Below are 19768 nucleotides of genomic sequence, written 5' to 3'. Positions count from 1 at the left end.
GGCTTATCAGTATAGCATACCTGCTGTTTTCTTATCGGCATCAGGTACTGTCTTCTGGTATTCCTGTTATTTATTTTTCTGGCATTATGGCTGTACCTATACCTGTGGCTGCTTTTCAGTTGGCGGGTTAGCGGCAGGCTGTAGCCAACACCTTATACCTAAACTTTACACAAACTGTGTATAGATCCAAATTCATAATCGTGCTCTTGTGGCAGCTACTCCTCATGGCTCCTATGGCGGTGGCGCAGGGGCAGCTATACCTGGACGGCGAAAACCCGGAGCAGGACTGCGGCCTTACCCTCTCAGGTAAGGTGCTGGACCATGACACCCGGGAGCCACTCATTGGCGCTACTATTTATATAGAAGAGCTGCAGCGTGGCACTTTGTCGGACGAATACGGCAATTACCATTTTCATCACCTGTGCCGGGGTAGCTATACCCTCAAGGTCACTTATATCGGCTATGTGATGGAGCGGCCTACGCTCCGCATGACCACCTCTACGGTACGCAACCTCACACTGCACATCGATGCGCGGCAGCTCAATCAAGTGTTGATCACGGGAGAGCGCCTGACTGAGGAGGCGCAGTCTACGGGAACGCTTTCCGGGCGGGAACTGGAGACGACACGCGGCCTTTCGCTGGCGGAGTCGTTGCAAAACCTCTCGGGAGTGTCTACTATGCAGACCGGCCCAACCATCTCGAAGCCTGTTATCCACGGCTTGCACAGCAACCGCATTCTGATGCTCAACAATGGCGTACGCCACGAAGGACAGCAATGGGGGGCTGAGCATGCACCGGAGATCGACCCTTTTGTGGCTTCTGAGCTGAAGGTGGTGAAAGGAGCTGCCGGCGTGCGCTACGGTGCCGACGCCATTGGCGGAGTGGTGCTCGTGGAGCCAAAGGCGCTGCCCGACACAGCTGGCGTGAGCGGTGAGCTAAACCTACTGGGGTCTACCAACAATCGCCAGGGAGCTGTTTCGGCTACTGTAGAAGGCAAGCCTGCCAGAATACCTGCTTTGAGCTGGCGCCTGCAGGGTACGGCAAAGCGTGCCGGCAATGCCCGCACAGCCGACTATTACATGCAGAACACAGGCTTTCAGGAGCTGAATTTCTCGGGAGCACTTGGGTATAAGAAGGAAAACTATGGAGCGGAGGTTTATTACAGCCAGTTCAACACGAAGCTGGGTATTCTCAAGGCATCGCACATCGGGAATCTGACAGATCTGGAGAATGCTATCGGGCGGGAGCGGCCCGAGCAGACCAGTTACGACTTTACCTATACCATCGATCGCCCATACCAGGACGTGAGTCACCATTTGCTCAAAACCAAAGCCTACTGGGATACGGGCAATGCGGGCAGACTGGAATTCGTGTATGGCTTGCAGCGTAACGTCCGCCAGGAGTACGACCTGCACCGTGCATCGAGCGCCGCCCCGGAGCTGACACTGGATATTACTACCCATACGACCGAGGCCGTGTGGGAGCACGCGCCGGTAGGTAACTTTACAGGTGCTATGGGCATTAATACGATTTACCAGAACAATACCTACAAGGGGCGCTACTTCATTCCTTTCTTCCGCAATTTCACGGCGGGAGCTTTTGTAACGGAGAAGTGGCGCAAAGACAGGTTGCAACTCGAAGGCGGGCTGCGTTACGATTACAAGAAACTCAATATCACGAAGCGGGAGCGAAACTCTGACATTATCCGGCCGGAGTACCAGTTCCACAACGTTTCGGGTACCTTGGGTGCTTTGTATGACGTAGGCTACCACCTCACATTCGGCTTGAGTGCTACCTCAGCCTGGCGGGCGCCGGGGGCAAACGAGCTGTTCAGTGACGGGGTACACCATGGCTCTGCCAGTTACGAGCGCGGCAACCGCGACCTGAACTCCGAGCAGGCCTACAACTTTGAGGCTTCCGTGACCTACTATGGCAACCAGCGCCTGAACGGCAAGCTGAGCGTGTACAACAACTTCATCAACGACTATATCTACCTGGCACCGGTGCAGCCGCCGACACTCACCATTCGCGGGGCCTTCCCGACGTTTGAGTACAAGCAGGCGGATGCCATCTTCAGAGGTATAGATCTGGACCTGGAGTATCGCTTCACACCGCAGCTATACCTGGAGTCGCGCACTTCTATAGTACGTGCCCGAAACCTGGACCTGAACGACCACCTGGTGGGTGTGCCAGCGGACAGGTATAACAACATGCTACGCTTCGACACGGATCGCTTGGCAGGTATAGGCAATACCAGCGATACTTATTTTGCGCTGGGTGGCACCTATGTGGCCGAGCAAACCCGCGTGCCTACCGTGGCCGAGCAGGATTACATGGCCCCGCCAGCGGGCTACTTCCTGCTCAACCTGGAGGCAGGCACTACGGTACACTTCGGGCGACAGCCTGTGGAGCTGGGTATTACGGGCAGCAACCTGCTCAATACCGCTTACCGCGACTACCTGAACCGCTTCAGGTACTTTACTGACGATATGGGGCGCATGCTGCTGTTCCGCGTGAAACTTCCGCTCAACTTCAGTGGCCGCTAGCCTATTTCGGCTTTATCGTTCAACTTTTCATTTCAAACCCAAAAAAGACTTTTTATCATGAACAAAATATTCAGACCATACTTGACACTAGCACTTTTCGGATCACTTGTAGCTTTCACCTCTTGCGACGACCACGACCATGAACCGCATGACCACGAAGAAGAGCTGATCACGACTGTGATGCTCACCATGACACCGCAGGATGGCGGCCAGGCCGTAACAGCCACTTACCGTGACCTGGATGGTGATGGTGGACAAGCTCCTGTGTATACTCCGGAAAACGTGATGTTACAGGCAGGCAAGGTGTATAACACCACCATCACGCTGATGGATGAGTCGCATCACGAAGAAGATCTGACAGCAGAGATCAGGGAGAAGGGTAGCGAGCACCAGTTCTTCTTTGAGCCATCACCAGCCACACTGCTTACCGTGACGACTACAGACCGCGACAGCAATGGCCGCCCAATTGGCCTGGAGAACACTATCCAGACATCTTCAAATCCGCAAGCAGGTAAACTGCGGGTAGTGCTCAAGCACCAACCGGGCGGCTTAAAGACAGATAACAGCAACATCAGCACAGGCGGCACCGATGCGGATGTGCAATTCAACATTACACTACAGTAAGAAGAACCTACTTAGAACAGGCATTCAGATGGGTGCCTGTTCTTATTTACTCTTGATTCGCCACGATTTTTTACCATAAGTGCACAGGCAATAACAAGCTGAGCTGAATTGGCGTAATCGGGATATTAGGCATAGACCAACAAGGCTATTCTTACAAAACTGTCGTATATTTGGCCAAAAGGCTATATATTTAAGTTCTAATTTATATCTATTACAACGAAATTCATTACTTATGAACAAGCTATTGAGGCCGTATATGGCTTTTCTGTTAATGGGAACCTTATTGTTTACCACTTCATGCAAAGACGATGACCAACCAGGTCCGGATGAAGAAGAAGAGGTAATCACTGCTGTCACGATCTCGCTAACACCAACAGGTAAAGGCCAGGATGCAGAAGCTACTATCAGCACGATAACAGGTACCCAGGTTCAGAATGCTCCCCTCACGCTAAGACCGGGCACAGAGTATACTGCCGTGGTGACATTAGCCGATGAAAGCAAGACGCCAGTAGCTGATATGACTGCCGAAATCCGCAATGAGCGTGACGAGCACTTGCTTGTATATACCTTTACGCCTGATGCAGGCAGCAATGCCACTGTGAACGTAGCCATCACAGACATGGACCAGAACAACCGTCCTGTAGGGCTGGAGTCGACTGTGACAACCGGCGCAGGTACTGGCAACGGCAAACTGAAAGTGGTGCTGAAGCACCAGCCGGGCGGCTTGAAGACAGGCACTAACACCACTGCTGGCAGCACAGACATTGATGTTGATTTTAATGTGATCGTGGCAAACTAAGTTGCTGCGATAAAAAAGCATAAAAAAGACCGCAACAGGTGTATCCTGCTGCGGTCTTTTGTTTTTTGACTCTTCTTAAGCTACGCAGCTAATCCGCAGCGAGGCTCCGCATTGTCGTGCACAGGACTACTATACCTGCTTTAACGGCCGAGCAGTTGTTGTCCCATCAGCATCTGAATGGTTTTGCCGATACGGTTGGCTCTTGTCTCGGGGCGCTTGGCTTCCTGTATGGCCAGCACATGCTCCTTGCGGTGCGTAAAGGCCAGCTTTTCGAAAGTCTCCAGCAACCCGGCTGACTCCAGTGCCTCACGCAGGTCCTGCGGAACTTCCACTGTTCTGCTCTTGCGGTCTATACCTGGGGCATCTACTCCAAATTTAGAAGGAGCACTTCGCTCCGACTCGTGCTTAAAACGCAGTGAAGACCAGGTATCGTCCACCGCTACCTGCCGGACAGGAGCGTAGCCCAGTTCTGACACTGACTCCCAGCCATTGTCTCGGTTCAGGTCCGACTTTATTCCTGATGATTTCTTTGGATAAGCTACCCACAGCATGCCATTGTGCTTGAGCGACGGCACAGCCAAAGGTATATAGTAGCTTAGCTCCTTGCTATTAGTGGCAAACACCTGCACCGCATCGTACTCCACGCCTTTTTCGGGAGAAGTATGGGTGGTCATGCCCTGGCTCTGCAGTGCTTCAACTATACCTGCCTGCGCATTGAGCACCAGCACCTGCCATCCTACTTTTAAATTTAATTTCCTGGCTATATCCTGCATGCTAGTTTCTGATTAGATCGAACACACTAATCTAAGGGAAATCGTCAAAAGATTATACCTCCACGGCCAGGTCTTTCACAATTATCAGCAAAACGCTATATTTAAAGCTGTCATAACCTGAACCTTATGCCCACCCTGAAATCATCTCCTCAAAAACACTACCTTTTCAACACGGCTGTTATTGTAGCGGCCCTGGGCTACTTTGTCGACATATACGACCTCGTGCTTTTCAGCATTGTGCGTATACCCAGCTTGCAGTCGCTGGGTGTAACGGACCCTACCGCCCTACTGGAAGACGGCGTGATGCTACTGAACATGCAAATGGCCGGTATGCTGCTGGGCGGTATAGCCTGGGGTGTGCTGGGCGATAAGAAGGGAAGGCTATCGGTGCTTTTCGGCTCAATCTTTCTCTATTCCATCGCCAATATCCTCAACGGCTTTGTAACCACTATACCCATGTATGCGGTGCTGCGCTTTGTCGCGGGCGTGGGACTGGCCGGAGAGTTGGGCGCAGGTATTACGCTGGTATCAGAGGTGCTGCCGAAGGAGAAGCGCGGCTATGGCACCATGGTAGTAGCCACCATTGGGATATCAGGAGCCATACTGGCAGGTATAGTCGGCGAATACTTTGGATGGCGCACGGCTTATTTCATCGGTGGTGGACTAGGCATGCTGTTGCTTCTGCTGCGTGTTGGGGTATACGAGTCGGGCATGTTCAACAACCTGAAGCAGACCAATGTGACACGCGGCAATTTTCTGTCGCTCTTTACCAATGCCAAACGTTTCTGGAAGTACCTCAAGTGTATCCTGATCGGGGTGCCGATCTGGTATGTGGTAGGCATCCTCATTACCTTCTCGCCTGAGTTTGGGGTGGCCTTGGGTGTGAAAGACACAGTGTCGGCGGCGCGGGCTGTTTCCTTCTGCTATCTCGGCCTCGTGTTCGGCGATTTTGCCAGCGGCTTCCTGAGCCAGCGCTTCCAGAGCCGACGAAACATTGTGCTGGCATTCCTGCTGCTCACCGGCATTTTCATTGGCGTGTACCTTTTGGGCAGGGAGTTCAGCCTGACAGCCTTCTATACCTTGTGTGTGGCGTTAGGCTTTGCCGGGGGATACTGGGCCGTGTTTGTGACCATAGCAGCAGAGCAGTTCGGCACCAATATCCGGGCTACGGTAACTACCACGGTGCCTAACTTTGTACGGGGAGCAGTCGTGCCACTCACCATTGCCTTTACTTATCTCAAAGACGGTGTCGGACTGGTACCGGGCGCCATACTACTGGCCGTGCTCTGCCTGGTCATTGCCATCTACTCTATCCTGACGCTGGATGAAACCTATGGCAAAGACCTGAATTACATGGAGCCGCTGTAATCGCTGGCATTATCAAGCATTAAGCTGAAGAGTATTTGAGGCTGCAGGTATACCTTGCCACATGTGTTACTGTCTGCCTTTTGCTGCTCTCACAGGTTAAGCATTTCAGCAAATTTTCAGCGCTATACCTTACAAAAAGCTGCCGAAATCGTAATTTTGAGTATGATTATATACAACGTAACTATCAACATCGACAACAGTGTGGCCGAAGAGTGGCTAGACTGGATGAAGAGCACGCACATACCGGAAGTAATGGCAACAGGCTATTTCCTTAACAATCAAATTGCCCGCCTGCTGCACGAGGAAGACAATGGCGGCACTACCTATGCCGTACAGTACACCTGCCGCAACCTGGAAGACTTGGAGGAGTACCAGCGCGACCATGCCCCGGGGTTGCAAGCCAAGGTGCTGAATCGCTATCCGGAAAAATTTGTGGCTTTCCGCTCTTTGCTGGAGATTGTAGGCCAGGATGTGGAGAAAGATCAGTAAATCAATCCATCTTATCAGCAAACAGGCCCGTGCTATACCTGAGCGCGGGCCTGTTCTTATTTAGCTGAGTTGGTAAGTGTTCGCGCAGGGCATAATCATTGCCGGCCTTGCTGCATTTATGCTTTTGCAGGTCGCCTGAGTCACGCTATACCTTAGTCCGCGGTGTAAGCTTTGATCTGCTCTTCGGTCATGTTGCAGTTTATCCACTCGCCGTCGAGGTTGGCACCTATTTTCCTATAGAAAGCTATTGCTGGTTCGTTCCAGTCCAGTACCTGCCACTTCATGCGCTTGGCATCTATCTCCTTCGCCTCACGGGCTACGGCGTTGAACAGCATCTTGCCAATGCCACTGCGGCGCTGGCGTTCGGTCACAATCAGGTCTTCCAGAAACAGCATCTTTCCTTTCCACGTGGAATAGGCGATGTAGTAAAGCGCTATACCTACGATGCCCTCTTCTGTTTCAGCCACAAAGAATTTAAAGATCGGATTCTCCCCAAAGCCATCCCAATGCATATCCTCCAGTGTGTTGGTCACTTCGTCTGGCGCTTTTTCATATACCGCCAACTCTTTAATTAAATTGTGTACCTGTGGCAGGTCATCTATGGTTCCTTTTCTGATGTTTAGCATTTGTCTGAATCAGGATTTTGAGTATTAGTGAAGATTTTCAGGATTGATTATGCTGTAGTTAAGCGCTGACCTCACAGTGTCTTTCAGACCTATGAGTGTTTTGTTGCTACGAAGCGCTTCCGTTCGAAACAAGTATACCAGACTGCCATACTTGGGCAGCACAAGACATAAACCCAGGTATAGCGCTGCAGTTAGCACAGACGCTCACAGGTTTGGGAAACACTGTGAGGTATGTTGCGTAACGGCTGTTGCAATTTAGTCGAAATTTTAACTTTAAACCTCCTCACCCCTCAAACTCCTCAACTCCCAAACTTAGTTCTCGCCTGAACCAGTTCTTTGCCTGAATCGATGCTCGTGAGTTTGTGCAGAAACGTATCGGCCTCCTCCGCTGGTCCTGCTGTGGCGAGCACAGTATCGCCGAGCGTACTTTCCGCTTTGAAGATAATGTCGATTTCCTGTAGCTGCTGCGTTGTGAGTATTTCAGTTGATAAGGTTTCCAGCACCCATTGCAGGTAGCGGGTGTTGGTGACGTGGCGGTTCAGGTCGATGTCGTGCCAGCGGACAGGCATTTGCTCCTCATACCTGATCTGATCCAGCTGCGGCAGTTTCCCTTTGGCAAAAGGCAATGGCTCCTCACCAGGCACTACTTCCACAGCTGTTATGAAATCGGGCACAGACACCATTTGGCGCTTCACCACATCCATCACCAGCCACACACTCGTCGCCTGCCCCAGCAGCTCGCGGTCGGCGCTGTATACCCTGAAGTCGCGGTGCAGAAACACGCGCTCCCGGCCAGAGGCCCAGGTTTCGACCGTAATCTTTTCACGGTGCCGGGGGTAGCGGAACATCTCGACGCGCATGCGCTGCAGCACCCAGGTCAGGCCTTGTTCCAGCAGCTCGTACATGGAGATGCCCATGGTCGCTGTGTTGTCCCAAGCAGCTTCCTGCATGTACCCGACCAGCGCTGGTAAGGTCGCCTGTCCGTTTTGATCGGTTTCGGTGGAGCGCACGGTAAACTCGCTTTGCCCGGTTACTGATTTCATAGCGTGTAGGATAGTTCGTGTTGCAAGGTACGCAAGAATCAGGGAGGGGGCCAGGAGGTAGCGGTATAAAAAAAGCACATCGGAGGGATGTGCTTTTCTGTTTTAGTATAAAGGCTGATTTAAATGGAAGAGCCAATAGCGACACCAAAGAACATGGCCAGCAGCGCCAGCGCATAAAATCCAAGGAAGACGATTGTAAGAACGCCCATAAATTTAAAGAGGGACTTTAAATTCTTGAATGACGCTGCAATTGTCTCTTCGTCTTCAGTCATAAGGCCAGTCTGCATGTTGCTCGAAAACCTGTACAGGTATAAAACCGGCAACAAATAAAGCGCAGCAAACAGAAGATAGAACAGGCTCAGGAAGGTGCCACTAATGGCTCCACCGCCAAGGCTGGCTCCCATAGTTAAGGCTATAACCCCGAACAGGACCATGATGCCAACGCCTACAAAACCAACTATAGCTAAGAACTTGCCCCACCTCGCCGTGTTCTGCAAGAAATCTCTTGACGCTAAATTAATGCTTAACCCTTGAGGCTGCTCGTTGTAAAATTCTGTATCCATTCAATTATTGTTTAAGGTTGGTTGATTATCTAAATATAAGAATACAGCCATATAAATCAAATGGAACAGAGGTAGGTCACAAAACAAAAAGCCAGCACCACATTTCTGCAGCACTGGCTTTTCGTGATTCAGTTATCAGTTATGCCTGTTATGGCTGCTGCTGCTTCGCATATGGGTTCACACCCATGTTCTTATACAGGAAGGCCCAAGTATCCGCCCACTCCTGGATAACGAGTGAAGTCGGCTTACCAGCACCGTGACCTGCACGCACATCGATGCGAATCAGGTATGGGTTGCCCGGGGCGCCTTTGTCCTGCAGTTCAGAGATGAACTTGAAGGAGTGCGCTGGCACTACACGGTCGTCATGGTCAGCTGTTTTCACCAGCGTGGCTGGGTACTTCACGCCTTCTTTGAGGTTGTGCAGCGGCGAGAAGGTATACAGGTTTTTGAACTGTGCCTCGTCTTCTGATGAGCCGTATTCCGGTACCCAAGCCCAACCGATGGTGAACTTGTGGAAACGCAGCATATCCATTACACCCACAGCAGGAACAGCTACTTTGGCCAGCTCGGGGCGTTGCGTCATAAAGGCACCTACCAGCAAACCACCATTTGAGCCACCGCCTACGGCCAGTTTCTCACTGGAGGTATACTTGTTGTCGATCAGGTATTCGGCTGCGGCAATGAAGTCGTCAAATACGTTCTGCTTGTTCGGCGTCATACCTGCCTTGTGCCAGTCTTCGCCGTACTCACCGCCACCGCGCAGGTTTGGCATGGCGTATACACCGCCGTTCTCGAGCCATAGCATGTTGGCAATGCTAAAGCTTGGGGTCAGGGAGATGTTAAAGCCACCGTAAGCGTACAGATAGGTCGGGTTGTTGCCGTCCAGCTTCAGACCTTTTTTGTGCACGATGAACATCGGCACTTTAGTACCGTCCTTAGAGGTATAGAACACCTGCTTCGTTTCATAGGCTTCGGTATCCACGTCTACTTCGGTTTTGCGGAACAGCGTTACTTTGTTGCTAGCCACTTCGTAACGGAAGATAGTTGGCGGGTACGTGAATGACGTGAAGGTAAAGAAGGTTTCTTTATCGTCTTTCTCACCGCTGAAGCCACCTACTGTACCAATGGCTGGCAGTTCTACTTTGTTCATCTGCTTGCCGTTGGTGTCGTATACCACCACTTCGCTAGCAGCATCTTTCATATAAGAGGTAATGATGCGACCGCCTACTAATGACACGCCTGTCATCACGTTCTCGTTCTGCGGCACCACTACTTTCCAGTTTTGCTCCTGCGGCTTTTTCGGATCAATCAGCACCAAACGGTAGCGTGGGGCATTCTTGTTGGTGCGCACCAACAGCTTGTCACCTACGTTGTCCACCACATTGTATTCCGACTCAAAGCTATCTACAATCGGTTTGATAGTAGACTTCGCATCTGTCAGGTCGCGGTAGTACAGGGCGTTGGCGCCAGCGGCACCTTCCGACACGTTCAGAATCAGGAAGCGCTCGTCGTCGGTGGTCTGACCATAGTAGTTGCGGAGCGGCTTGGTTTTGTCTTCATACACCAGTTGGTCTTGGCTCTGTGGCGTACCTATTTTGTGGTAGTACACCTTGTGGTACTCGTTCTTGTTGGCCAGTTTGTTGCCTTCAGTCGGGGCGTCGTAGCGGCTGTAGAAGAAGCCGTCTTTGTGCCAGCTAGGGCCCGAGAACTTCACCCACTCTACTTTGTCGTCGAGCTTCTTGCCTGTGGCCACTTCCATCACTTCGTAGGTGTTCCAGTCAGAACCGCCACTTGACGTACCGTACGCCACATACTTGGCATCTTTGTCGAAAGATAATGCCGTAAGGGCTACTGTACCGTCGTTAGAGAATTTGTTCGGATCGAGGAACACTTTCGGCTCGCTCTCCAGGGAATTCTGCACGTATAGCACGCTCTGGTTCTGCAAACCGTCGTTCTTATAGAAATAGTATTTGCCACCTTTCTTGAATGGTGCGCCATACTTTGGATAGTTCCAGATCTTGGTCAGACGTTCTTTGATCTGGTCGCGGAACTCGATGCCGTCGAGGTAATCAAAGGTCACTTTGTTTTGCGCCTCTACCCACTGGTCCACTTCTTCGTTGTGGGTTTCGAGCCAGCGATACGGGTCGGCTACCTTCGTGCCGAAATAATCGTCTACATGGTCTACTTTCTTGGTTTCAGGGTAATTGAGTTGCGTTGCAGGGGCTGTAGTCGTGGTTTCGGTATTCATGCCAGTGGCGGTATTCTCGGTTTGGGTGGATTTGCAGGCCGAGACAGCGGTCAGGCCGCCTGCCAGCAATAGAACAGTTGATTTTTTCATTGTTTAGTACCGTCGATTTTAAGGTTGAGTTACGGAAAAGCTAAGATAGGCAATTAACCTGAATCAGGCTATACCTGTCGTTTAACAGCGCTTATACCTATAAAGTTGCCTTAGTAGACGTAGCAGCTTTTGAGTTTCGGATCAGTACCACATCTGACAGGCCTGTGTTATGGTTAGGTTCGCAGCGTCGGGCGCTACACCCTGATCTTGCATGGATGCTGCCACAAGTAGCTGCCAAAAGGCTGAAACAGCACCAGTATAAAAGCGATTATGCCTCCTGAAAACAATGCCTGCGCCACAGCGAAGGGGCACTTTCCTTTTTGCTTTATTCTCAGCCGGTTCCAGCCAAAAAATCTTTGTGGGCACCGTATACAAGCGATGTCGCTGCGCATTACATTTGCTGGCTTTTTATACAAAGGTTTTTATTCAGATTTAGATGATAGAAGAAGTAGAAGAGGAGAAGTTGTTACAGAAGTTCGAACAGATAGCCGATCGCTTGTCTGACAAGGGATATGCGATCATTGACAATTTTCTGGAGCCCGAAGAGGTACGCAATCTGCTGGAGGTACTGCAACACCATCAGGAGCAGGGCACTTTCAAAAAAGCAGGTATAGGCACCGCCGATCAGTTTACGGTGGACAAGCAGGTACGCGGCGACTTTATCCGCTGGATAGAACCATCGCAGGCGCTGCCGCCAACACAGGTATTTCTGGACCGCATGCACGAGGTGATGCGCTACATCAACCGCACCTGCTTTCTGGGACTAAAGGATTTTGAGTTTCACTTCACAGTGTACCCGCCGGGCACTGTATACCAACGTCACCTTGACCAGTTCCAGACCAATGACCACCGGCGTCTGTCGTTTATCTGCTACCTGAACGAAGATTGGCAACCTGAGAACGGCGGTAATCTGCGCTTATACCTGCCTAAAGAAGATGGCTCGGAAGAAGAAGTGAATGTGCTGCCCATTGCCGGTCGTCTGGCCTGTTTTCGTGCTGACATCATCCCGCACGAGGTACTCGCCGCTAACCGTCACCGCTACAGCCTGACTGGCTGGATGCTGGACCAGTTGAACGAACTGACGTTTTTGTAGGATCGGGATTTTAAGGCAGACAAAGGCCAGTCAGCGAAGGACAAAGTATGATTGAAAGCTTTTTGTCCTTTGCTACACGGTCTTTTATGAGGCAGCGCGACTACTGCGCAAAGTTAATTTCTGTACTGTCCCCAATGTTGAGGCTATGGCTTAGCCCTTTAAAACTGGCGTCGGAACCAATGATGGAGTCGTGCATCACGGCGTTTTGCAGTTCGGAGTAAGCCCCAATGATAGAGTTGCTCAGTGAGGAGCGGGAGATTGTGGTATTGTCGCCGATCGCTACATTAGGTCCGATGATGGAATGTGTGATGTTGCAGTTGGAACCGATACTCACGGGCGGAATGATGATATTGCCGGGATACTCGCCTGAGTAATCCAGCTCCCGGAAGCGGGGGTGCCGCAGCAGTTTGGCGTTGGCTTCCAGCAGCGTCTCCTTGCGGCCGCAGTCAAACCAGTTGTCCACGTTCCAGGTCACCATTCTCTCCCCCTGCCGGATCATGTGCATAAGCGCATCGGTGAGGTGATATTCGTTGTGGGTGCGTATGTTTTCGGTGATGATGTGCTCGAGCGAGCGCACCAGTTTTTCAGGCTGCATGATCTTGTAGAGCCCCACCAGCGCAAAATTTGACTTCGGAATCTTCGGCTTTTCAACCACCTTCACGATATACTCGTCCATACCCACTTCTGTCACTCCAAACAGCGAGGGCTTAGCCACTTTCTTGACACCGAGCACTGACTTAGGAGAAGCAATAATGGCGGGCAGATCCGCCTCTACAATGTTGTCGCCCAGCATGATGAGCACACTGTCTTCGTGGCGATACGTTTCACGGGCGATCCAAAGCGCATGCCCCAAACCCTCACGCGGCTCCTGCACCACAAACTCTGCCCTGATCTGAGGATACTTCTGACGCACGTAGTTTTCGACCTTGTCGCCGAGGTAGCCGATGATGAACACATAGTCCTGTACACCCGCTTGTATCAGTCGCTCCACGATGTGCCCCAGTATCGTATTGTCCGCCACCGGCACCAGCGATTTAGGCTGTGTGTGCGTGTGCGGACGGAGTTTAGAACCAACACCAGCAACAGGAATAACGACTTTCATATACTACACTTTTTCAGCAATATAGTAATTTTTGATTAGAGTTTTGAGGATTAAGGGGAGTAGTATAGTGTTTTAGCAATTTCACAACGTCATACTATGTTTTCCGTAATCATATCGCTTAGCTTTGTACTTATATCGTATACAAACTATACCCTTCCATAGACATGAAAAAAATATTCTTTTACCTGATCGGCTTTATTATTCTGGCCTCTCAATCTTCTTGCGGTTACAACACCATGGTGCAGAAAGATGAGACCGTAGAAACTGCATGGGCTAACGTGCAGAACGCCTACCAGCGCCGTGCTGACCTGATACCAAACCTGGTGAATACTGTAAAGGGTGCTGCCAATTTTGAGCGCGAAACCCTCGAGAGCGTGATCAATGCCCGCGCCAAAGCAACCAGCGTACAGCTCAGCGCCGACGACCTGACGCCAGAGAACCTGCAGCGTTTCCAGGCTGCCCAGAACGAACTGGGTGGTGCCCTGAGCCGCTTGCTCGTGTCTGTGGAGCGCTATCCGGAACTGAAGGCAAACCAGAACTTCCTGGAGCTGCAGGCGCAGCTGGAAGGCACCGAAAACCGCATTTCGGTGGAGAGGCGCAAGTTCAACGAGGCAGTACAGGACTACAATACCACAGTGCGTTCCTTCCCTAACAACCTGATGGCAGGCATTTTCGGCTTTGAGCGCAAAGGTCACTTCCAGGCCGACCCTGGTGCTGAACGAGCTCCTACGGTGCAGTTCTAAAGTATAAATTGCTACATGGTTAAATTGTTAAATGGTTGACTCTATCACGATTTTAACAATTTAACCATGCAACCATCTAGCCATCAACAATATGCCTAAAGATACCATAACCGAAGCGGACGAAAAGGTCATCATGGAGGCCATTCAGGAGGCGGAGCGTAATACGTCCGGGGAAATCCGTGTGCACATAGAGAACAACTGCGAAGGCGATGTGCTCGACCGTGCCACAGAAGTGTTTGCCCAGCTCCACATGCACCTGACCAAGCAGCGCAATGGCGTACTGTTTTATGTGGCCATCAAAGACCATCAGTTTGCCGTATTGGGCGATGCAGGCATCAATGCCATCGTACCCGACCACTTCTGGGAAGACATTACCGCCGAAGTGATCTCCCACTTCAAAAAGCAGGAATATGCCGCCGGTCTTGCCAAAGGCGTTATCATGGCGGGTGAGCAACTCAAATCACACTTCCCGTACGACGACAAAGGCGACCTAAACGAACTGAGCGACGACATATCGTTCGGAAAATAACGCACCATGAAACGATCCATTTTGTTCCTATACCTTACTTTGTTAAGTACCCTGGCGGTAGCCCAAAGCGAGGATTTTCCGCCAAGGCCCACCCCACCTCGATTGGTAAACGACCTGGCCGGTATCCTGAGCCAGGGCGAAATACAGTCACTGGAACAGAAACTGGTCAACTACAACGACACCACCTCTACCCAAATCGCGATTGTCACTATCAAATCCATAGGCGACTATGACGCAAACCAGTACGCGGCCGAACTGGGTGAGCGATGGGGCGTGGGCGGCAGCAAAAACGACAATGGCTTAGTTATACTTGTAGCTCTCAATGAACGCAAAGTGGCCATTCAGACAGGCTATGGCATGGAGCACATCATACCTGACGCCATTGCCAAACGCATTACCGAGCGCACGCTCAAACCAAATTTTCAGCAGGGAGAGTTTTACAAAGGATTGAATGAAGCGACGAACCTGATCATTAGCCTGGCCAGCGGTGAGTACCAGGCCGATCCGCAGGCCAGCCAGGGCGAAGGCGAAGGGCCGTCGCTGATAGCCATTATCCTGATCGTGATTGTGCTGGTATTCGTTATGTCGCGCTTTAAAGGTGGCGGAGGCAGAGGAGGCCGCGGTGTGCGCACACTTGGAGGACCTATCCTGGGACCAGGCTCCTTTGGCACTTTCCGTACTGGCGGCGGCATGTTTGGCGGAGGAGGCGGATTTGGCGGCGGGGGCGGTGGCTTCGGTGGTTTCGGTGGCGGCTCTTTCGGCGGAGGCGGTGCCAGCAGCAGCTGGTAAGCCGCTATACCCACAGGTTTCCGTCAGGGTAATTACCTCAACACTGTAAGCAGCATACTCGTACAAGCGGTGTTGCCACGAACATATGATTCTGGCTTTCTTATCGTTACAGAAAGTATAGCTCCCCAAAAATTAGTACCTTTGCAAGTGGAGGGGCATCTGCGCGTATGAAAATAAACAACGGAAACATAAAATCGAAGGTCGTTATCGGCTTTACGCTGGCGCTTTCGGTGGTGGTTTTTGCCATATACCTTACATATAACAGCTTCACCCAACTGCTCAGCTCCGTCAATGTGCTGGCGGAGCCAAATGCCAAACTAGCCAAGCTACAGCACACCCTCGCTGACATTGCCACGGCAGAAAGTGCCATCCGGGCTTATACCCTCACTACCGAAGACAAGCACTTCCGGGAGTACCTCGACAACCTGGGCAACATCAACAGCCAGCTCGACTCGCTCTGCTCGCTCATGCAGGACAATCCTGCTGAACTGGCTCAGATCGACTCAGTGTCTGCGCTGCTGCTGGCTCAGAGAAAGAGCCTGGAGGAGCACGTGAACAATAAAAAACAGCAGCGCGGCAACAACGCCTATACCGATAAAGCGCTGAAACAGATTGCCTCAGCAGCTTCCCGGCAGCCTGCCACTACCACGATCAACCAGCGCACCAAAACAATCATATCGGATAGGCTGACCTACAACACGGACTCCATCACCAGCAGACCTGCCCAGAGCGAGAGTAAAAAAGGTATTTTACATAAGCTCTTTGGCAAACGCAACGAATCCAAACAACAGGACCCGCCACAGCCTGTCGTGGTTCCACAACTGAATGTAAAGCAGGAGTACACCGCCGACACCAGCAAAGCAGTCCCAACCAACATGGCGTCCATAGCTAAAGTGCGCGTTGTGCTCAAGGATGTGGAGCGTGAGCTACAGCAGCAGCAGGATGCCATGGTAGCTAAAGAGCTTGCACTCCTGCAGCAGGATAAGCAGATCATGGATCAGGTTCGCCGCATGGTATATGACCTGGAACGCTACGAGCTGCAGCAGGCTCGCCTTAATGCAGCACAGGCACAGGAAGTTGCCAAAGAAACATCGCTTGTGCTCTTGCTCGTCGGGATATTCGGTTTGGCCAGCGGCATTGCCTTTATCCTCATCATCCTGCGTGACTTAACCCGAAGCAGCAAGTATAAAGCCGAACTGAAGCGTTCCCGCAAAGAGGCTATTCAACTGGCACGTGCCAAAGAGGCCTTCGTAGCCAACATCAGTCATGAGATCCGTACGCCGCTCAACGTAGTGCTCGGCTTCTCGGAACAACTGGGCCATACACAGTTGCAGGAGCAGCAACAGGATCACCTGCAGGCCATACACGGCGCAGGGCAACACCTGCTGCACATCGTAAACGACGTGCTGGACCTCTCCAAACTAGAAGCCGGCAAGCTGCACCTGCACATGGCTCCTTTCGAGATGAAACAGCTCCTGACTGAGGTGGAGCGCACATTCCGGCTCAAGGCCAGCACCAAAGGTATAGGATTCACCTGCACCATAGATAACCAGCTGAGTGGCCACCTGCTGGGCGACTCGCTGCGACTGCGGCAAGTGCTTTTCAACTTAGTGGATAATGCCATTAAGTTTACCCACGATGGCGAGGTACAGGTGCGCTGCAGGCTTAAATCACAGCGTCGCAACCGAGTTGTGGTGCTGATCGAGGTAAGCGACACAGGTATAGGTATTCCGATGGAACAGACCGCGCATGTGTTCGGGGAATTTAACCAGGCAGATGACTCGATCATCCGGAAGTATGGCGGCACCGGGCTGGGACTGTCTATCAGCAAGAAGCTGGTGGAGATGCAGGAAGGCTCACTTACCCTCCGCAGTGTACCGAACGAAGGCACCACGTTCAGCATTGTACTGCCAATGCAGCGGGTAGCTGCCCCTGAACTCGAGGCTATACCTGAACCTCAGCTCTCAGCCACCAATGTACTGGCTGGCAAAGCCGTGCTGGTGATTGACGATGACGCCTACAGCCGTACCCTCTGCCAGCTGATACTGGGCCGCAAAGGTATGCACGTCACGCTGGCCAACGATGGCCAGGAGGCGCTACAGCTGATCAAGGAGAAGAGCTTTGACATTGTGCTGACCGACATCCAGCTACCGGGCATGAGCGGAAAGGCCGTGGCCAGAGCGATCCGAAAAGAGAACGCTACTATACCTATCATGGCGCTTACGGCCAACATCATGAGCAGTAACAAGCGCTTCTTTGCCAAAACAGGTATATCAGAACACTTGCTCAAGCCTTTCACTGAACAGGACCTATACCTGAAGCTCAGCAAAGCCCTATCTGCTCAGGCTATACCTGATGCATCAGCTGCACATACGACCTCAGTAAGTAATGAAGAAAAAGAAGAAACAGCAGGTCTATCAGATGCTCAGACTATACCTACACCCTCAGGTATAGCTGAGACGCAAAGCACAGCTGCTGGAGTTGAACCAGAGGTTGAAGCCGAAACTCAACAGGCAAATGAAGCTATACCTGCTGCCTATACCCTGGATGAGCTGCGGGCTTTTGTGGGAGATGATCAAGAGGCACTGTGGGATATTGCAGAGGTACTGGTAGCGGATAACCGTAGCTCGCTGGCACAGCTGGAAAGCGCAGCGGCCATTGCGGACTGGCAACAGGCAGGTGAACTGGCGCATAAGATGAAAACAGCTTTCCGGCATCTGCAGGCGCACAACGTACTGCCAGCCATTGATGCGCTTGAGCAAATGCTGCACCAGCCAGGCTTGCCAACCTACAGCTTGCCTGACACAGCTGCAACATTGAAGTCCGAGGCTATTCTTGTACTCACAGCGCTCGAAACCGAACTTAGCAAGCATAAAAAGCCCGCAGGAGCTGCTGCTTAGGCCTCAATATTGTACTGCCGCATTTTGTTGTAAAGCGTCTTGCGGTCGATGTTGAGCAAACGGGCTGCTTTGGATTTGTTGTACTTCACGCGCTCCAGCATTTCGAGGATCAGTTCCTTCTCGCTGCGTTCGGTTGCTGTGCGCAGATCGGTCACAGGCATGGCTACTTGCGTGGCATCCGGCTGCGCCACGATGCTGGCTGGCTCCGGTATGTGATAGGCGATCTCGGGTGGCAGGTCGTCAAGGCTGATTTCGCTGCCCTTGGCTAATAACACGGCCCGCTTCACCACATTTTTCAACTCCCGCAAGTTTCCCGGCCAGCTATACCTTTCCAAAGCCATAGCTACGGCCGCGTCAAAACCTGTTATGTTACGCTCCAGTTCATGATTGGCCACCTGCAAAAAGTGATCGGCAAACTGCATGATATCAGCCGTGCGGTCGCGGAGCGGGGAGATGTTGATCTTGAACTCGTTGAGGCGATGGTACAAATCCTCCCGGAACTCACCCCGGCTCACAGCCTGCACCAGGTCTTCGTTAGTGGCCACAATAATGCGCACATCCACATCGAGGTCGGTGTTACTGCCGATCTTGCGCACTTTGCGCTCCTGTATGGCCCGTAACAGTTTCACCTGTATTTCATAGGATAAGTTGCCGATCTCATCCAGAAAGAGCGTGCCGCCATTGGCTGCTTCAAACTGGCCTTCCTTGTCGCCCATAGCGCCTGTAAACGAACCTTTCACATGCCCAAACAGCTCACTTCCGGCCAATTCTTTAGAAAGAGCACCGCAGTCGATGGCCACAAAAGGTTTGTCGTGCCGCTTGCTGCGCTGGTGTATCTTGCGGGCCACATACTCTTTGCCCGTGCCGCTCTCGCCTTCTATGATCACCGACATGCTGGTAGGGGCTATCAAAGCAATATACTCTTCTAACTGCGTCGACTGCGGACTGGCACCTTTCACAAAGGTAAAACCGCCCTGTGCAGGTATAACCGGCTTTGTCGCAACATTGCCTTCGCGCCCATAGGTCAGGGCCTTCCGGATGGTCAATAAGGTTTCGTCTGGATTGATAGGCTTGGCCAGATACTCAAAAGCACCCATTTTGATGGCTCTCACAGCTGTGCGTATGTCTGCATAGTGCGTCATCAGGATGACAGGCACTTGGGTGTTGAGCACGCGGATTTGCTCCAACAGTTCCAGACCATTCTTGTCGGGCAGCCTGAAGTCGGTCAGTATCAGATCAAAGGAATCGGCTTTGAGCTGACTGAGGCCTTCGCTTGCGGTATAGGCAGTTTTGACCTCATACTGCTGACGTTTCAGGAACGTGCTCAGCATCAGGCAAAAGGTAGGATCGTCGTCGATTAAGAGTATTCTGGGCATAATCTTTAGCAATATACACAACCGTGGGGCAGTGGGGAAATTTTGCCCTGAAATTTGTACTCCGGCG

Annotated in this window: 17 protein-coding genes; 10 read left to right on the top strand and 7 right to left on the bottom strand. The window is 51.8% G+C overall.

All coding sequences use genetic code 11. The annotated features are described in order from the left end of the window. The first annotated feature begins 176 nt into the window (after positions 1-176). The 3 genes from I0P70_RS09195 to I0P70_RS09185 all read left to right on the top strand — a co-directional run bounded on the left by I0P70_RS09195 (position 177) and on the right by I0P70_RS09185 (position 3969). Complete coding sequence (locus I0P70_RS09195; RefSeq protein WP_196116940.1) at positions 177-2546, top strand: TonB-dependent receptor; 2370 nt, start codon at positions 177-179, stop codon at positions 2544-2546. Between the two features lie 57 nt (positions 2547-2603). Further along, positions 2604-3170 carry a hypothetical protein gene (locus tag I0P70_RS09190; protein ID WP_196116938.1) on the top strand — a complete coding sequence of 189 codons (567 nt, stop codon included), beginning with the start codon at positions 2604-2606 and terminating at the stop codon, positions 3168-3170. A gap of 271 nt (positions 3171-3441) precedes the next feature. Beyond that, the gene (locus I0P70_RS09185) at positions 3442-3969 is read left to right on the top strand and encodes a hypothetical protein (protein WP_230392086.1); all 528 of its coding nucleotides are present in this window, start codon (positions 3442-3444) and stop codon (positions 3967-3969) included. A gap of 140 nt (positions 3970-4109) precedes the next feature. Here I0P70_RS09185 and I0P70_RS09180 read toward each other — a convergent pair whose 3' ends face one another. Continuing rightward, positions 4110-4742, bottom strand: coding sequence for a YdeI/OmpD-associated family protein (locus I0P70_RS09180; protein ID WP_196116937.1), 633 nt, complete (start codon positions 4740-4742; stop codon positions 4110-4112). 126 nt (positions 4743-4868) lie between these two features. Between I0P70_RS09180 and I0P70_RS09175 the strand changes: the two genes are divergently transcribed. Both I0P70_RS09175 and I0P70_RS09170 read left to right on the top strand, forming a co-directional pair. Next, entirely contained in the window at positions 4869-6110 is a 1242-nt protein-coding gene (locus I0P70_RS09175; RefSeq protein WP_196116935.1) for an MFS transporter, read from the top strand. Positions 6111-6272: 162 nt separating this feature from the next. Further along, on the top strand, positions 6273-6599 hold the full coding sequence (locus I0P70_RS09170) for a DUF4286 family protein (protein ID WP_196116933.1): 327 nt from the start codon (positions 6273-6275) through the stop codon (positions 6597-6599). Between the two features lie 152 nt (positions 6600-6751). Here I0P70_RS09170 and I0P70_RS09165 read toward each other — a convergent pair whose 3' ends face one another. The 4 genes from I0P70_RS09165 to I0P70_RS09150 form a co-directional block, all read right to left on the bottom strand. Further along, positions 6752-7225, bottom strand: coding sequence for a GNAT family N-acetyltransferase (locus I0P70_RS09165; RefSeq protein ID WP_196116931.1), 474 nt, complete (start codon positions 7223-7225; stop codon positions 6752-6754). 299 nt (positions 7226-7524) lie between these two features. After that, positions 7525-8268: an acyl-[acyl-carrier-protein] thioesterase gene (locus I0P70_RS09160; protein ID WP_196116929.1), complete on the bottom strand. Its 744-nt coding sequence runs from the start codon at positions 8266-8268 to the stop codon at positions 7525-7527. Positions 8269-8387: 119 nt separating this feature from the next. Beyond that, positions 8388-8831, bottom strand: coding sequence for a DUF5362 family protein (locus I0P70_RS09155; RefSeq protein WP_196116926.1), 444 nt, complete (start codon positions 8829-8831; stop codon positions 8388-8390). 148 nt (positions 8832-8979) lie between these two features. Then, positions 8980-11169 carry a prolyl oligopeptidase family protein gene (locus tag I0P70_RS09150; protein ID WP_196116925.1) on the bottom strand — a complete coding sequence of 730 codons (2190 nt, stop codon included), beginning with the start codon at positions 11167-11169 and terminating at the stop codon, positions 8980-8982. 436 nt (positions 11170-11605) lie between these two features. Here I0P70_RS09150 and I0P70_RS09145 point away from each other — a divergent pair, with 436 nt between their 5' ends. Further along, positions 11606-12262: a 2OG-Fe(II) oxygenase gene (locus I0P70_RS09145; RefSeq protein WP_196116923.1), complete on the top strand. Its 657-nt coding sequence runs from the start codon at positions 11606-11608 to the stop codon at positions 12260-12262. Between the two features lie 100 nt (positions 12263-12362). Here the strand turns inward: I0P70_RS09145 and I0P70_RS09140 are convergent, their stop codons facing one another. Next, complete coding sequence (locus tag I0P70_RS09140; protein ID WP_196116921.1) at positions 12363-13364, bottom strand: sugar phosphate nucleotidyltransferase; 1002 nt, start codon at positions 13362-13364, stop codon at positions 12363-12365. 164 nt (positions 13365-13528) lie between these two features. Here I0P70_RS09140 and I0P70_RS09135 point away from each other — a divergent pair, with 164 nt between their 5' ends. The 4 genes from I0P70_RS09135 (at position 13529) to I0P70_RS09120 (ending at position 18325) form a co-directional block, all read left to right on the top strand. Next, on the top strand, positions 13529-14107 hold the full coding sequence (locus I0P70_RS09135) for a LemA family protein (protein ID WP_196116919.1): 579 nt from the start codon (positions 13529-13531) through the stop codon (positions 14105-14107). Between the two features lie 91 nt (positions 14108-14198). Then, complete coding sequence (locus I0P70_RS09130) at positions 14199-14636, top strand: TPM domain-containing protein (RefSeq protein WP_076421397.1); 438 nt, start codon at positions 14199-14201, stop codon at positions 14634-14636. 6 nt (positions 14637-14642) lie between these two features. Next, complete coding sequence (locus tag I0P70_RS09125; RefSeq protein WP_196116917.1) at positions 14643-15425, top strand: YgcG family protein; 783 nt, start codon at positions 14643-14645, stop codon at positions 15423-15425. A 167-nt stretch (positions 15426-15592) separates the two neighbouring features. Further along, positions 15593-18325, top strand: a complete 2733-nt coding sequence (locus tag I0P70_RS09120; RefSeq protein WP_196116915.1) for an ATP-binding protein — start codon at positions 15593-15595, stop codon at positions 18323-18325. On the opposite strand, the gene I0P70_RS09115 is transcribed toward I0P70_RS09120, so the two are convergent. Next, positions 18322-19701, bottom strand: a complete 1380-nt coding sequence (locus I0P70_RS09115) for a sigma-54 dependent transcriptional regulator (protein WP_196116914.1) — start codon at positions 19699-19701, stop codon at positions 18322-18324. The two genes, I0P70_RS09120 and I0P70_RS09115, sit on opposite strands and share 4 nt — an antisense overlap. Positions 19702-19768 lie beyond the last annotated feature (67 nt).

The organism is Pontibacter sp. FD36 (assembly GCF_015686655.1).
In the GTDB taxonomy this organism is placed as follows: domain Bacteria; phylum Bacteroidota; class Bacteroidia; order Cytophagales; family Hymenobacteraceae; genus Pontibacter.
Note: the sequence above shows the minus strand (reverse complement) of the source record. Positions and strands in the feature narration are given on the sequence as shown.

Bases quoted from the DNA above. Each gene is read 5' to 3' on its own strand.
- I0P70_RS09170 (WP_196116933.1), top strand. From the start codon at position 6,273: ATGATTATATACAACGTAACTATCAACATCGACAACAGTGTGGCCGAA.
- I0P70_RS09140 (WP_196116921.1), bottom strand. From the start codon at position 13,364: ATGAAAGTCGTTATTCCTGTTGCTGGTGTTGGTTCTAAACTCCGTCCG.
- I0P70_RS09190 (WP_196116938.1), top strand. From the start codon at position 2,604: ATGAACAAAATATTCAGACCATACTTGACACTAGCACTTTTCGGATCA.
- I0P70_RS09125 (WP_196116917.1), top strand. From the start codon at position 14,643: ATGAAACGATCCATTTTGTTCCTATACCTTACTTTGTTAAGTACCCTG.
- I0P70_RS09155 (WP_196116926.1), bottom strand. From the start codon at position 8,831: ATGGATACAGAATTTTACAACGAGCAGCCTCAAGGGTTAAGCATTAAT.
- I0P70_RS09115 (WP_196116914.1), bottom strand. From the start codon at position 19,701: ATGCCCAGAATACTCTTAATCGACGACGATCCTACCTTTTGCCTGATG.
- I0P70_RS09180 (WP_196116937.1), bottom strand. From the start codon at position 4,742: ATGCAGGATATAGCCAGGAAATTAAATTTAAAAGTAGGATGGCAGGTG.
- I0P70_RS09175 (WP_196116935.1), top strand. From the start codon at position 4,869: ATGCCCACCCTGAAATCATCTCCTCAAAAACACTACCTTTTCAACACG.
- I0P70_RS09160 (WP_196116929.1), bottom strand. From the start codon at position 8,268: ATGAAATCAGTAACCGGGCAAAGCGAGTTTACCGTGCGCTCCACCGAA.
- I0P70_RS09165 (WP_196116931.1), bottom strand. From the start codon at position 7,225: ATGCTAAACATCAGAAAAGGAACCATAGATGACCTGCCACAGGTACAC.
- I0P70_RS09120 (WP_196116915.1), top strand. From the start codon at position 15,593: ATGAAAATAAACAACGGAAACATAAAATCGAAGGTCGTTATCGGCTTT.
- I0P70_RS09185 (WP_230392086.1), top strand. From the start codon at position 3,442: ATGGGAACCTTATTGTTTACCACTTCATGCAAAGACGATGACCAACCA.
- I0P70_RS09145 (WP_196116923.1), top strand. From the start codon at position 11,606: ATGATAGAAGAAGTAGAAGAGGAGAAGTTGTTACAGAAGTTCGAACAG.
- I0P70_RS09135 (WP_196116919.1), top strand. From the start codon at position 13,529: ATGAAAAAAATATTCTTTTACCTGATCGGCTTTATTATTCTGGCCTCT.
- I0P70_RS09130 (WP_076421397.1), top strand. From the start codon at position 14,199: ATGCCTAAAGATACCATAACCGAAGCGGACGAAAAGGTCATCATGGAG.
- I0P70_RS09150 (WP_196116925.1), bottom strand. From the start codon at position 11,169: ATGAAAAAATCAACTGTTCTATTGCTGGCAGGCGGCCTGACCGCTGTC.